This window comes from Cupriavidus sp. JZ107, assembly GCF_053903255.1.
The window spans coordinates 1935603-1948885 of record NZ_CP096480.1; the positions used below are offsets into that span (position 1 = coordinate 1935603).

11 protein-coding genes, 1 tRNA gene and 1 pseudogene are annotated in these 13283 nt (G+C 65.2%); 5 read left to right on the forward strand and 8 right to left on the reverse strand.

Annotated elements, in window-relative coordinates; genetic code table 11:
• Positions 1 to 29 precede the first annotated feature (29 nt).
• Complete coding sequence (locus M1D55_RS08300; protein WP_006575538.1) at positions 30 to 800, forward strand: aldolase; 771 nt, start codon at positions 30 to 32, stop codon at positions 798 to 800.
• A 47-nt stretch (positions 801 to 847) separates the two neighbouring features.
• Here M1D55_RS08300 and M1D55_RS08305 read toward each other — a convergent pair whose 3' ends face one another.
• From M1D55_RS08305 to xth, 3 genes and pseudogenes are all read right to left on the reverse strand, one after another.
• Complete coding sequence (locus M1D55_RS08305; protein ID WP_456280632.1) at positions 848 to 1738, reverse strand: class I SAM-dependent methyltransferase; 891 nt, start codon at positions 1736 to 1738, stop codon at positions 848 to 850.
• A 120-nt stretch (positions 1739 to 1858) separates the two neighbouring features.
• Positions 1859 to 2959 carry a MerR family transcriptional regulator gene (locus M1D55_RS08310; protein ID WP_456280633.1) on the reverse strand — a complete coding sequence of 367 codons (1101 nt, stop codon included), beginning with the start codon at positions 2957 to 2959 and terminating at the stop codon, positions 1859 to 1861.
• Between the two features lie 194 nt (positions 2960 to 3153).
• A pseudogene (xth, locus tag M1D55_RS08315) lies at positions 3154 to 3957 on the reverse strand (exodeoxyribonuclease III); the annotation flags it as partial.
• Positions 3958 to 4108: 151 nt separating this feature from the next.
• Between xth and M1D55_RS08320 the strand changes: the two are divergent.
• Positions 4109 to 4185, forward strand: a tRNA-Val gene (locus M1D55_RS08320).
• A gap of 389 nt (positions 4186 to 4574) precedes the next feature.
• A complete protein-coding gene (locus M1D55_RS08325; protein ID WP_006575534.1) occupies positions 4575 to 5099 on the forward strand; it encodes a YtxH domain-containing protein in 525 nt (174 codons plus the stop codon).
• Between the two features lie 89 nt (positions 5100 to 5188).
• Here the strand turns inward: M1D55_RS08325 and M1D55_RS08330 are convergent, their stop codons facing one another.
• Positions 5189 to 6160 (reverse strand): Bug family tripartite tricarboxylate transporter substrate binding protein, encoded by a 972-nt coding sequence (locus M1D55_RS08330; protein WP_006575533.1) that lies wholly within the window; start codon positions 6158 to 6160, stop codon positions 5189 to 5191.
• 389 nt (positions 6161 to 6549) lie between these two features.
• On the opposite strand from M1D55_RS08330, the gene M1D55_RS08335 reads away from it, so the two are divergent.
• Together M1D55_RS08335 and M1D55_RS08340 are read left to right on the forward strand one after the other, a co-directional pair.
• Positions 6550 to 8385, forward strand: coding sequence for a CocE/NonD family hydrolase (locus tag M1D55_RS08335; protein WP_456280635.1), 1836 nt, complete (start codon positions 6550 to 6552; stop codon positions 8383 to 8385).
• Positions 8386 to 8490: 105 nt separating this feature from the next.
• Positions 8491 to 9456 (forward strand): LysR substrate-binding domain-containing protein, encoded by a 966-nt coding sequence (locus M1D55_RS08340; RefSeq protein ID WP_456280636.1) that lies wholly within the window; start codon positions 8491 to 8493, stop codon positions 9454 to 9456.
• Between the two features lie 19 nt (positions 9457 to 9475).
• Here M1D55_RS08340 and M1D55_RS08345 read toward each other — a convergent pair whose 3' ends face one another.
• The 4 genes from M1D55_RS08345 to M1D55_RS08360 form a co-directional block, all read right to left on the reverse strand.
• A complete protein-coding gene (locus tag M1D55_RS08345) occupies positions 9476 to 10153 on the reverse strand; it encodes an alpha/beta hydrolase (RefSeq protein WP_456281334.1) in 678 nt (225 codons plus the stop codon).
• 130 nt (positions 10154 to 10283) lie between these two features.
• Positions 10284 to 10832: a phosphotransferase-like protein gene (locus M1D55_RS08350; protein ID WP_456280637.1), complete on the reverse strand. Its 549-nt coding sequence runs from the start codon at positions 10830 to 10832 to the stop codon at positions 10284 to 10286.
• A 12-nt stretch (positions 10833 to 10844) separates the two neighbouring features.
• Positions 10845 to 11444, reverse strand: a complete 600-nt coding sequence (locus M1D55_RS08355; RefSeq protein ID WP_232204360.1) for a hypothetical protein — start codon at positions 11442 to 11444, stop codon at positions 10845 to 10847.
• A gap of 48 nt (positions 11445 to 11492) precedes the next feature.
• Positions 11493 to 13268: a ShlB/FhaC/HecB family hemolysin secretion/activation protein gene (locus M1D55_RS08360; protein ID WP_456280638.1), complete on the reverse strand. Its 1776-nt coding sequence runs from the start codon at positions 13266 to 13268 to the stop codon at positions 11493 to 11495.
• Positions 13269 to 13283: the final 15 nt, after the last annotated feature.

The following is a 13283-nucleotide window of genomic DNA, read 5'->3' on the forward strand; positions in this document are numbered from 1 at the left end:
TCCTTCAACATCCCAACGGAACCTGCAATATGGCTGATACCTTCGACCTGAAGAAAGACGAGCTGATCGCCCGCGCACAGGGCGAGATGCAAACCCGGCTGACCGTACCGGAACGATCGCTGCGCGAAAAGGTGGCGCTGACCTGCCGCATCCTGTTCGACGGCGGCCACGATTCCGGCCTCGCCGGCCAGATCACGGCGCGCGCGGACGAACCCGGCCGCTACTACACACAGCAGCTGGGGCTCGGCTTCGACGAGATCACCGCGCAGAACCTGCTGCTGGTCGACGAAGACCTGCGCGTGCTCGAAGGCGGCGGCATGCCCAATCCGGCCAACCGCTTTCACTCGTGGATCTACCGGGCGCGGCCGGACGTGAACTGCATCATCCATACACATCCGTTCCACGCGGCGACGCTGTCGATGCTGGAAGTGCCGCTGACGGTGTCGCACATGGACACCTGCGTGCTGTACGGCGATTGCGCCTTCCTCGAAAAATGGCCCGGCGTGCCGGTCGGCAATGAGGAAGGCGAAATCATTTCGGCGGCCCTGGGCGACAAGCGTGCCATCCTGCTGGCCCACCACGGTCTGCTGATCGCCGCGACCTCGGTGGAGGAGGCCTGCGTGATGGCGCTGCTGTTCGAGCGCGCGGCCCGCATGCAGCTGGCCGCGATGGCGGCGGGCACGATCAAGCCGCTGCCGGAGGCGCTGGCTAGGGAGGCGCACGACTGGATCCTGACGCCGCGACGCTCGCAGCTGACGTTCGAGTACTACGCGCGGCGCACGCTGGCGGCACGCGGCTGAGCACGCGGCTGAACTCGATCGGACCGGATCGGCGCGGCGACGCCGCGCTATCGCCCTTCGCCGACGCGGGCACACAGCACGCGCAGGCCGCCACCCGCGGTCTGCAGCCCGTCCTTGCGGCGGGCGAAGTAACGCGCATTCAGCGCCGGCGCGTCGAGGTCCGTCACGCTGCCAAAGCCCATCGCGGTCAGCCGTTGCGCCAGCTGCTCCGGCATGAATTCGGATAGCCAGGGCTCGCCCAGCGCGGCAACCTGCTCGGCCATATGCACGGCCATCACGCGTTCAAACGGCGGCAGCATGGCGGCATCGACCCGATAGTCGAACACGATGCGGGTGCCCGGCGGCAGGCTGGCGACATAGCGCAGCGTCGCTTCGATCGCGGAGTCGGTCAGATACGGCGTCACGCCCAGCCACACGAAGCAGGCGGGCCGGTCGCCGCGAAAGCCGGCTTCTTCCAGCACGCGTTGCAACGAGGCATGCTGAAGGTCGGCGGGCACGGACGTCGCCCAGTCCGGCATGCTCAGTCCGGCCTGCCGCATCAACCCCTGCTTCCACGCCTGCGTCGCCGGATGGTCGACCTCGAAGACGCGCATGCCGTCGGCCGCGGCGGGCACCCGCCACGCCAGGGTGTCGAGGCCCGCGCCGAGCACCACGCATTGCCGCACGCCAGCCCGCGAGGCCTCGGCCAGTTCGGCGTCGGCCACCATCGCGCGCGCGACCACGGCCGCGCGCATCGGACGCGCCATCGGGTCGTTATAACGATAGGGATCGTCGCGGACACCACGCTCGAGCTCGGGGCCGAGGATCGGCAAGGCGATGGCATCGGGGAGCACGATCGGCTCGTCGAGCAACTGGTGGGCGGCGCGCGCGATGGCCATCATCAGGGCGGTCGTGCTGGGCCGGCCCTGAGCCAGCGCGGTCGTTTCGGTTTGGGACATGATCGGCTCCTGCTGCGAAAGCCGGGCAGCATAGACCCTGACGTGCACGTCAGGGTCAACCCCCGCACCCGTGGCGGGTGCCGTCATGTCATGGCTTGAACTGCTTCTCAGCGCCGATTTTCAGCGCCGACCGTCAGCGCCGCCGCACCCCGCCTCGCCGGCGTGCGCGCGCACCGCCTCGACAAACTCCCGCACCTCGGCATCGACCATATGCCCGATCTGCAGCAGCGGCTCGTCGCGATAGGCCTTCAGCAGCTTTTCCCGTAGCCCCGCATCGTATCCAACCATGCGATCGACCAGCGCGTCCCAATCGTGTAGCAACGTGCGGCTCGCGGCCGCCGAAGGATCGGTGCCGGCGGCGATCAGCGCGCGGGCCCGCTGCGCCAGGGCCTGCCATTCGGGTTCTAGGCGCTTGTCGAGCCGCGCCAGTTCGTCCGGCGACAGATGCCGTAGCCACGCCGCCATCCGCAGTGCGACGGCCGACTCCATATAAGCGACCATCGCGGCGTCGATGCCGCCAAAGCCCTGTTGCGCGGCCTGCTTGATCATTTCGCCCCAACGGACGGCCCGGTCCATATCGCCCTGCATCCATCGCATGGCCAGATGCATCCAGCGCGCGGCCAGCGCTTGCGTGCCGATCGCGTCCGCGGGCCACTGCTGTGCCATGGCCTCGCGGACTTCATCCAGCAGCGGCTGCCATTCCGCCTCGGTGGCAATCCACTGGCGAAAGATGGTTTCGAGTTCCGCCTCGCTGAAATATTGGCGATAGGCGCGCATCTGGCGCAGGGCCGCCAGCCAGTGCTCGATCTCCGGCTCGCCGCCCGCGGCCAGCACGGTCTGCAGCAGCACCAGGCGCCCGCGCAGCTCGGTCGCCCGCGCGATCTCGCGATCGAGCGCTTCGATCTGCTGCGTGACGATGCGATGACGCGGCGGCCCCCCGCCCGCCAGCAACGCGCCGATCGCGGCAAGCGACAGGCCTGACTGCCGCAACACCTGGATTGCGTGCAAGCGGGCCACGTCGTCGCGGTTGTAGAGACGATAGCCCGCCGCGGAGCGGCCCGACGGCTTGAGCAGCCCGATGCGATCGTAGTGATGCAGGGCGCGGACGGTCAGGCCGGTTTGCTTGGCGAGCGTGCCGACTTTCAGAAGCATGGGCAAAGCGAGCGGAAGGTGAATCGACAAACGACATGGACACGGCCCCGTGGCCGCGACGGGCGTCATTGTCGCTTAGTCGCGCTTTGCCTCGCGCCGGTTGCCTTCTTGGCGGCAGGCCTCTTTGCAGCAGTGGTTTTGTTCGCCGCGATGGTCTTCTTCACGGCGGTCGTCCTCTTCGCAGCGCTCACCTTCTTTGCAGCGGTCACCTTCTTCGCAGCCGGTGCGCCGCCCGGCGATTTCGTCGCCGTCTTCGCCGATACCCTGCGCCCGCCCGCGGCGCCGCCAACGTCCAGCGTGATCCAGGCCGGCGCATGATCGCTCGCCTGGGGCGCGCCGCGGACCCAGCGATCGACGCCCGCCTCGCGCAGCGCCGGCGCCAGCGTCGCATTCAGCAGCAGATGGTCGATGCGCAGACCCGAATTGGTTTGCCAGTGCTGCCGAAAGTAATCCCAGAACGTGTAGATCCGTTCGTGCGGATAGTTTGCGCGCAAGGCATCGACCCATCCCTGCTCGAGCAGGCGCCGATAACAGGCGCGGCTTTCGGGCTGCAGCAACGCGTCCTTGAGCCAGGAGCGCGGGTTATAGATGTCCTCGTCGGTCGGCACCACGTTGTAGTCGCCGGCCAGCACGACAGGATGGCCGCTGTCGTACAGCGTGGCCGCATACTTCAGCAGCCGTTCGAACCAGGCGAGCTTGTACTCGAATTTCGGTCCCGGCTGCGGGTTGCCATTGGGCAGATACAGACAGCCGACCAGCACGCCATGCACCGCGGCCTCAATGTAGCGGCTCTGCTTGTCGCTGTCGTCGCCGGGCAGCCCACGCCGGCTTTCGATCGGATCGGTCCCGCGCGACAGGATTGCCACGCCGTTCCACGATTTCTCGCCGTGCCAGATCGCGCCATATCCGGCGGCACGAATGGCATCGGCCGGAAAACCGGAATCGGCGGTCTTCAATTCCTGCAGGCAGACGACATCCGGCGCCTCGCGCTCGAGCCATTCCAGCAATGCCGGCAGGCGGGCGCGAATGCCGTTGATATTGAACGTGGCGATTTTCAGCATGGCGATGGACGGATTGGCTTGCCAATGCTCCCTTTTTAGGAGAGCCGCGCTGCCGCGGCAATCGGGCGGCGTCCCACAGCGGAAAACGCCCCGCTGCGTTTTTTGCCCGACGGGCTTGTGCGTCCGCAAAAGCTTCTCTATAATCCGCGCCTTCCACAGGCTCGTAGCTCAGCTGGTTAGAGCACCACCTTGACATGGTGGGGGTCGTTGGTTCGAGTCCAATCGAGCCTACCAACGCAAATCGACGACGGCGCCGGAGGCATAGCTATCCGGCGCCGGCGACGACCTTGCCCACCGAGATCGCGTTCCGCATCCCGGTTTTCCAGTCAGCCGTTTCCGTTCCCTTCACTCGTTGCCGTAACGCTTGGCATCACGCCGGCTGCATGACGCCATTACGCCACGTGCATTGGCTACGTCGTTTTCCGTTTCGCTCGCCTTTCCGAATTACACGCCGCTGTAAGTTCGCATTTGCGCGGACCTGCCGATCCCGCTCGCCATGCGATGGACGCGGCCTGCCCGGCCCTCCTCGCGCGCGCTCGGACTGGCACAGCTGATGCTCGGCGCATTAAGCGCGCCCCCGCCGCCGGGCGGGGCGTGAAGCCATTGTTCCCAAGGAGGCGCAAATGAACGACGGAATGCACGAGGAGCGGCGGGAAGGCACGCAGCGCGACATGCACGGCAACAGGCCGGGGCTGCTGCCGTTTGCCGTCGCGGCGGCGGTTGGCGCCGCGATCATGTACCTGTTCGATCCGCAGTCGGGTCGCCGGCGCCGCGCCGAGCTGCGCGACAAGGCCGAGGCAAGCCGCCACGACATGCAGGATCTGGCGGAGAAGCAGGCCAAACGGATCACCGACCGGATGCAGGGCATCGCGGCGAAGGTACGCAGCGCGACCGGCCTGGGAAAGCACGCGGCCGATGACGACACCATTGCCGAGCGGGTTCGCGCGGAAATGGGCCGTCTGGTCGGCCATCCCGGCGCCATCGACGTCGCGGTAGTCGGCGGACGCGTATGGTTGAGCGGGCACATCCTGTCGTCCGAGCACGAGGCACTGCTGGCCGCGGTACGCGGGGTCGCCGGGGTGCAGGACATCGACGATCGCCTGACCGTGCACGACGAAGCGGGCAACGTGCCGGAGCTGCAGAGTTAGCGGTATCGCAGAAGCTCCTGTCGTCCCCGCGCTCGCGAGGGCGACAGGCTGCCGTCGAGGCCTGCCGGCTCAACGCCACAGGCTTTCGATCACGAGTTCTGAATCCCCCGCCGCTTGATGAACTCGCCCCAGACCTTGGCGTCCGTCACGGCGCGCTGCTTGATCGCGTCGGCCGAACCGGACAGCGGCTCCAGATAGAGCGAAGCCAGCTTGCTCTTGACCTGCGGATCGGCCAGGAAGGCCTGCACCGAGGCATTGAGCCGAGCCACCACCTTGGCGTCCATATTGGCCGGCCCGAGCAACGCATACCATCCCGGCATCACCGGCACGTCCAGGCCCGCCTCCTTGACGGTCGGCACATTGGGCAACTCCTTCGCGCGCTTCTGCCCGACGATCGCCACCGGCACCACGTTGCCGCCGGTGATCTGCGGCAGCGCCGAACCGACCACGCTGACCATCGCATCGACTTCGCCGGCGATCACGCCGGTCAGCGCCGGACCCGAGCCCTTGTAGGCGGCATGCGTCAGCTTGATGCCCGCCTTGTCGGCCAGCATCTCCATCGCCAGATGCGTGGAATTGCCGACGCCAGCGCTGCCGAAGGTCAGCCCACCGGGCTTGGTTTTCGCCTTCTCGATGAACTGCGCCATCGACGTGATGCCGCTGGCCTTGCTGGTCACCAGCACGAACGGCGTATCGACCACCGGCGCAATGAAGGTGAAGTCCTTCTGCGGATCGTAGGGCAGCGACTTGTACAGATGCTGATTGAAGCTGACCTGCGACACACCGGTCAGCAGCAGCGTATAGCCGTCCGCCGGCTGCTTGGCTACGAACGACGTACCGATGATGCCGTTGGCGCCGGCGCGATTGTCGACCACCACGGACTGGCCCAGCTCCTGGCTAAGCTTGTCGCCCAGCATCCGTGCCACCACATCGCCGCCCGAGCCCGCCGACTGCGGCACGATCAGCCGGACAGGACGGTTGGGATAGGCGTCCTGCGCGACGGCGGCGCCGGACAGCGTCATCAGGGCCGCCATCGCGGCGCCCATCAAGGAACGGTACATCTGCAGTTCTCCCCAGTCATGCGAATAGAAATGGTGTCGATGGCGGCGTTCACATCGGCGCGCCTCGATCCGGCTCGTAGAGCGATGGTAAGAATTCGCGCGGGAGCGAACCAATACGGAATCTCGATGCCGTCATAGGTCGATCCTATGACGGACTGCCGCCTGCCCTCCCCGGGGGCATGCCGAATCGCCACGGTGCACGTCATGCGATTTCGCGCCGGCGTTCGGCCCTGTCATGGGGCATCCCGACGCGGCGATAGACGAACCAAGGTGCCGCGGCGCAGCATGCCATAGCCCAGCCCTATGTCCCCATCGACATTTCGTCTTTCCGCGGCTTCCGGGGCGCTGCTTACCATTGCCGCGAACCCACCGACTTCAACGCAAGTTTCATGTCCGATATCGATCTCCGCGGCAATGCCTGGAAAACGCCGGCCAGCGCCTATCTCGAAACGCGCCCTTCGCGCTTCGCCATTCCGGATCATCCGCTGTCCTGTTATGTGACGATGCGCGATGGATGCCAGCTCGCCGTCGATGTTTTCGTGCCGCAGCCACTGGAGGCCGAAGGCTCGCCGGCGGGCTATCCCACCATCGTCATCTTCACGCCCTATTTCCGCCGTTTCCGGCTGCGCGAGCCCGGCGCCGAGCCGAGCCCGAACACCGCCAAGTACCGCGATGCCTTCGTGCCCAAGGGATATGCGGTGGTGGTGGTCGACGTGCGCGGCACCGGCGCGAGCTTCGGCACGCGCGACGCGCTGCGCTCGCCGACCGAGCGGGACGACTATTTCGAGATCGCCGACTGGATCGTGGCGCAGCCCTGGTCCAATGGCCGTATCGGTTCGACCGGCATCTCGTACCTCGGCGCGGCCGCCTGCTTCCTGGCCAGCACGGGCCATCCCGCGGTCAAGGCGATCGCGCCGCTGTTCGCGGTCTCCGATATCTACAGCGAGCAGCTGTACCCCGGCGGCCTGCTGTCCAAGGTGTGGGTGCAGGCCTACGACGAACTGATGGTTGCGCTCGATCAGGACGACCGGGCGCTGCTGGCCCGCTATCCGTACTTCAACGATCCACGCTTCGATGGGCCCGAGCGCGTCGACGCGGACGCCGATGGCAGCCTGGTGCAGGCGGCCATCGAGCAGCATCGCAACAACTTCGCGCTGGCCGATCTGGCGCCGGAGTTCGCCTTCCGCGATGGCGCCACGCAGCACGATCCGGCGCTCGATTCGGGCAGCTGCAGTCCTTACCGCTATCTCGACGGCATTGCGCAGGATGTCGCGGTGTATTCGGTCTCGGGCTGGTACGACGGCGGCGGCTATGCGAATGGCGCGATCACCCGCTTCCTGTCGCTGCCCAATCACGACAGCCGGCTGCTGCTGGGCCCGTGGGACCACGGTGCGCGCACCAATATCTCGCCATGGCGCAGCCGCGCGGCATCCGACTTCCCGCTGCTGGCCGAGGTATTGCGCTTCTTCGATCATCATCTGATGCAATTGCCGTCCGGGCTCGAGCAGGAAGGACGCGTCCACTACTACAGCGTTCACGACGAGCAATGGCATGCAGCGCCGACGTGGCCGCCGGCCGAGCGCGCGCAGCGGCTTTACTTGACCGCCGATGCCGAAAGCCTGTCGCCCGCGTGTCCCGCCACGGAATCGGACCGGGACACGATGGCCAGCTTCAATTGGTCAACCGGCCGTCAAACACGCTATGAGCGGCTTGGCGCGGCCAATATCGAGGACTATTACCCAGACTGGAGCGAACGGCAGCGAGATCTGCTGTCCTTCGATGGCGCGGTACTGACGGCGCCGCTGTCGATCGCCGGCCATGTCGTACTGAACATCGGCCTCGCGAGCTCGCAGCCCGATGCCGCGCTGCATGTGTTCCTGTCCGAGGTCGAGGCGTCCGGCGAAGTGCGCTACATCACCGAAGGCATGCTGCGCGCGCTGCATCGCAAGACCGCGCCGTGCCCGCCGGAATACCGCACGACGTGGCCCTACCGCACGTTTGCGGCTGCCGACGCCGTCCGTCTGGTACCGGGGCAGACCGAGCGCCTGCACTTCGCGATGCTGCCCGTCGCCTGGACCCTTGCTGCCGGCAGCCGGCTGCGCCTGTCGATCGCCGGCGCGGACCGCGGGCATTTTCCGCAGGTGCCGTATGGCCGTCCCCCGCGGCTGTCGATCCGGCTCGGCGGCGAACTGGCGTCGTATCTCGACCTGCCGATTCGCGGCTAGTCCTGCGGTAGGTCCCGACTGTCGGAACAGGCAGCGGGACGCCGGCGGATGCTACATTGCCGGCGTGCCCCGCCATCGATTCGGCCGCATTCGCGACCGTTTGGCGTGGACCACCACGCCACCGCCTTGCCGAATATGGACCTGAAGCAGCTGCGCTATTTCGCGCGCATCGTCGAACTGGAGAGCATCACCGCCGCGGCCGATGCACTCCATATCGCCCAGCCCTCGCTGAGCCAGCACGTCGCCAACCTCGAAGCCGAACTCGACGCCAGATTGCTGGTACGCGGCCCCTCTGGCACGAGACCGACGGAGACCGGCCATATCCTCTACCGCCACGCCAAGATGGTGCTGCGGCAGATGGAAGAGGCCAAGGCCGCGGTGCAGCACGGCCGCGACGTACCATGCGGCCACGTCACCGTCGGGCTGCCGACCAGCACCTCGCGCGTGCTTGCATTGCCGCTGCTGCGGCATGTGACCGAGCACTTCCCCGATATCACCCTGGAAATCGTCGAAGGCTCGAGCGCGGACCTCGCGGAATCGTTGGCGCTGCAGAAGCTGGATCTCGCCGTCGCGATGGACGTGCAGCAGCGCCCCAACATGCAGTCGACCCCGCTGCTCGACGAGCAATTGATGCTGGTGGGCCGGCCGATTCCAGGGCATCCACACACCATCACGCTGGCGCAGGCCGCGGCGCTGCCGCTGCTGCTGCCGAGCTTTCCCAATTCGGTCCGCGTGCTGTGCGATCGCGCGCTGGTCAGCGCCGGACTGCAATGCCGCCTCGTCGCGGAAACCAGCGCGGTATCGGTGCTGCTGTCCGCGGTGCGCGAGGGGCTCGGGTGGACCATCCTGCCGTGGTCGGCGCTGGCCGGCGACGAAGACGATCAGCTCGCCGCGATGTCTATCTCCGACGCAACGCTGGAGCGGCGCGTCAGCCTGTGCCTGTCGTCGTCGGCGAGCCTGAGCCTGGCGTGCCGCAGCGTCGAGGCCGCGCTGCAGGCCATCGTGTCGCAGATGGTCGAGAGCGGGCAGTGGAAGGGGGTCAGGTTGATCGGCGGCGCCTTGCCGGGCTAGGCGCCGGCCGACAGTGGATTCACGCCTCGGGGGACGAGGCCGGACGCTCCAGATATCTGGCGACCTGGCGCCTGAGTACGGGCAGCTTGCCGGAGAAGAAATGGTCCGCACCCGGCACCACCACGACCGGCAACTGCTGCGGGCGGGCCCAATCGAAGATGGCCGACAGCGCGACGCGCTCGTCGTTCTCCCCATGAATCACCAGCGCATTGGCCTGCACCTCCGGCGTATCGTAGCTGCGGTGATTCGCAACGGGGCCCGAGGGCATTCCGGTCAATATCAGATGATCGATCGTGATGCCGCGCTCGGCGAGCTGCACCGATGCCAGCGCGGCAACGAAGGCCCCGAACGAGAATCCCGCCAGCGCCAGAGGCAGATCCGGGTATTGCTCGCGCAGATGGCCGACTACCGCCAGCATGTCGTTGGTCTCTCCGACACCGGCATCGTGCGCGCCCTCGGTTCCGCCAACGCCGCGGAAGTTTGGCCTGACCGCCAGAAAACCGTGGGCGGTCAATTCGCGCGCCAACTGGTGCGGCACCTTGTGGTCGGCCGTACCGCCTTGCATCGGATGCGGGTGGCCGACAACGGCTATGCCCTGCACCGCTTCCTTTGGTGCGTCGATCAGCAGTTCGATATCGCCTGCCTCGCCGCGAATCAGGGTGCGGGTCGTGGTTCCTGGGGTGATTGTCAATGCCATGGCTTGTGCTCGATCGTTTGGATGCGGAGAGGGTCCGCTGTGCAATGACCGCATGGTAAGGCAACCAGGAAATGCGGGGATTTCCGCGCCGCCATGGCGAGATTCGAATGACGGCAGTCCGGCCCTCGTTCTAGTACCTCCCTGACCTGGTCGCCTCCGGATGGCGCAATACGAAGTCGGCGGTCTGCTCCACCGTCATGGCCGAGGTGTTGAGCCACAAGCCGATACGCGGTGTATGTTGAAGCCCTGCGGCCAGCGAGGCAGGCGTCCAATCGCCGGCATACGCCGTCTTGCGCCGCTCGGCATCGCGCCGCGCGACCACATCCAACGAAGGGTTCAGCACTAGTACACCCGGCGACCAGCGGGACAGCCTCGTGAAAACCTCGTTCAGATACTCGCCAAGTATCACGTCCTGATAGATTACGGTAAAGCCCGCGTCGGCATAGGCCTCACATGCGTCGCAGGCGATTCGGTAGCGCAGCGAGAGTTGTTGCAGCGCCTCTGGAGAGAGTTCCGGTGTCACTTCCGCTCGTCCGTTCACGATCATCTTGCGGAATGTGTCGCCACCCAGGTGGACGGACTTTGGCAGGCGTTCCGCGATGGCCTGCGCGACCGACGATTTGCCGGCGGCCATCAGGCCGGTGATGATCAGGATTTTGGGGAAAGCGGGATCGATCATCGGACAACGGGCTCAGGAAGTGGCGCTGCAGCGCGATGCCTCGTTCGGCTTGATTGGAACATCCTTGCCCTCGGCGTCGATCTCGCGGATATCGATCCAGCACCGTCTATATTGGGTCGACATGAAGACGTCATAGTCTTTGCCAGGCTCTGGCACGAACGATACGGAAGGCGGATCGCACCGCCAATTCTGCGACGTTTCCGACATGGAGATCGTGAGCGGCTTCGCGCCCTTTACGACATATTCGTTGATCGCAGATTTGAAAACGAGTCCTTCGAAACGCATCCAGGGACGCGGGCTTTGCGGCATCCCAATCGTCGTACTGTGTGACGAATACTTCCAGCTGTCAAAGAGTCCTGTGCCGGTAACGGCCACGCGCTTGCTGTCCTCCTCATACCATCCCGAGTAGCATGTCGATTCGGCGCGATATGAGGCAGAAACTCCCGCCTCCACGTAAAACCGAACCCGGGCCGAATCGGCCGGGTTGTAGTCAACGGCCTTTTCGGACAGGTATCGTTTCGGCTGGGGTATCAGGGAACACGAAGTCAGGAGAAGCGCTCCGCCGACAGTCAAGACAAGTGCGCCGATCCGCTTTGCGTGGTTGCTTTTCATGATGGAACTGTGGAATGGAAACAGGATTGTCGGATTGGAAAGCGGTATCTAGTACTGATACACCAATTGAAACCCGCCGGTTACGCCGGCCGTATGGAAAGCCGTTGGCTTGTACACGGGCGTACCGACGAACACGTCGTAGGAGAACGCTCCCAATCCGGTTCCTACGCCGCCGCGCAATCCGAGTACGGCGCCCGCAAGTTGAGTGCCGACCAATGCGGCAGTCGAAGGCCCGAATACGCGACCGTAGTCCAGTCCCGCATAGAGTGCCTGCCCAGTATTCGCGACCGGAAGCTGCAGCTCGTTGCGCCAATAGAAGCCACGATCGCCCGCCAGCAAGTTCTCTCCATCGAAACCGCGCACGGTATAGCGGCTGCCAATCGTAATGGCATCGACGAAGTACAAGCGGTCGTTGGTGAACTGACCACGGAATGTGGTCACATACCGCGTCGACTGCTGACCCAGCTTGAACGGCACGGAAAGGTTGATATCGGCCACCGCCATCTTGAACTGCCAGGTCGGTCCGCCTTGCGCCGCCAGCGTGTCGGCTTGCGATCCGAAGCCGCCAACACCTTGCCGATACAGAAGGCTGGCGTCCAGTTGTGCAGCGCCAAAGTAGTGCCGGTCGGTGATGCCGAATTCCGCCACGGTGTTGTTGCGCCGTTGTTGCGCGATCTCGGTGTCTTCGATGTAGCTTTTGCCAAAGCGGCGCGTTAACCGCCATTGCAGACCCAACACGTCGTTCTGCGAGCGGCGAATCACCCGATGCAGCTTGAGGTCCACGTTCTGGGACTCGCCACTGAACACGAACGTCTGATTGACGCCGGCGACCTGTTGGAAATAGTCGCTACTGTAGGCCGACAGTGTCGCGGTCCAATAGCCCCACGGTACGGAATAAAAGCCATTCCACCCTTTGGTGCCACGAGCCTTGTCGCCGAACTCGAGATCGCGGGAATAGCCCACGTTGAATAGATCATTGAGCCCCAACGGGTTGTCGATGGCGAGGCTGACATTGCCTTGTCGCTTGCCGGTCGAACGGCTGCCCGAGTCGTCGACGGACGCGACTACCGTCCAACGTTTGCTTCGCTTGACCGCGATGACGACATCGCTGACTCCAGGCGTGGCGGTCGGCACGACATGCATATCGACGTCCTGGCTGGCGACGCGCTTCATCTGCTCGAGCCCTTGTTCGAGATCGCGCAAGTTCAGCAGCTCACCGCTACGAGTTGGAAACGCGCTCCTCCACGTACCCCATAGGTCCGGCTCGGCAAAGCGCAGTTCGCCAATGACGCCGGGTATCAAGGTCAAACGCAGCGTTCCCGTGCTTAGGTCCTGCTCAGGCACCAGCACACGGCTAGTTACATAGCCGCGGTCGAGGATGGCTTGCGAGACGCCTTTGATCAGCAGGTCGATGCCATGCTTGCCGACGCAGTTACCCTTGTAGTGGTCGAGCCAGGTGCGGGCGAATGCGAAGGGGTCCTGCGGCAAACTTGCGGCGCCCTGTTCCCGTACAGGTGCCGGCAGATCGCCGGGAACATCGAGAACGAAGTTGTCGATGCGGAAGCACGGCGTCTCGTCCGGCAGAGTTGGGAATTCGACTGGTGCCGCCTCAGCCGCGCGTACGCCGGGAGAATCCACCGTCTGAGCTCGTTCACGCGCTTCCTGTTGTTGGCGGATGCGTTGCTCTTGCTCGGCTACCGTTTGGACTGCTGACGGGGGCGGGTTAGCAGGAAGCGCTTGCCCGTGACCTAACTGAGACATGGCGATTGCGCCCGTGATGCATATCCAACGCGCAGTAGGAACAGATTTCTTTTGGAGCTTCATGAATACTGGATGCAG

Excerpts from the sequence above, each read along its gene's own strand:
- M1D55_RS08360 (WP_456280638.1), bottom strand. The coding sequence starts at position 13,268 with ATGAAGCTCCAAAAGAAATCTGTTCCTACTGCGCGTTGGATATGCATC.
- M1D55_RS08345 (WP_456281334.1), bottom strand. The coding sequence starts at position 10,153 with ATGGCATTGACAATCACCCCAGGAACCACGACCCGCACCCTGATTCGC.
- M1D55_RS08335 (WP_456280635.1), top strand. The coding sequence starts at position 6,550 with ATGTCCGATATCGATCTCCGCGGCAATGCCTGGAAAACGCCGGCCAGC.
- M1D55_RS08355 (WP_232204360.1), bottom strand. The coding sequence starts at position 11,444 with ATGAAAAGCAACCACGCAAAGCGGATCGGCGCACTTGTCTTGACTGTC.
- M1D55_RS08310 (WP_456280633.1), bottom strand. The coding sequence starts at position 2,959 with ATGACGCCCGTCGCGGCCACGGGGCCGTGTCCATGTCGTTTGTCGATT.
- M1D55_RS08305 (WP_456280632.1), bottom strand. The coding sequence starts at position 1,738 with ATGTCCCAAACCGAAACGACCGCGCTGGCTCAGGGCCGGCCCAGCACG.
- M1D55_RS08300 (WP_006575538.1), top strand. The coding sequence starts at position 30 with ATGGCTGATACCTTCGACCTGAAGAAAGACGAGCTGATCGCCCGCGCA.
- M1D55_RS08330 (WP_006575533.1), bottom strand. The coding sequence starts at position 6,160 with ATGTACCGTTCCTTGATGGGCGCCGCGATGGCGGCCCTGATGACGCTG.
- M1D55_RS08325 (WP_006575534.1), top strand. The coding sequence starts at position 4,575 with ATGAACGACGGAATGCACGAGGAGCGGCGGGAAGGCACGCAGCGCGAC.
- M1D55_RS08350 (WP_456280637.1), bottom strand. The coding sequence starts at position 10,832 with ATGATCGATCCCGCTTTCCCCAAAATCCTGATCATCACCGGCCTGATG.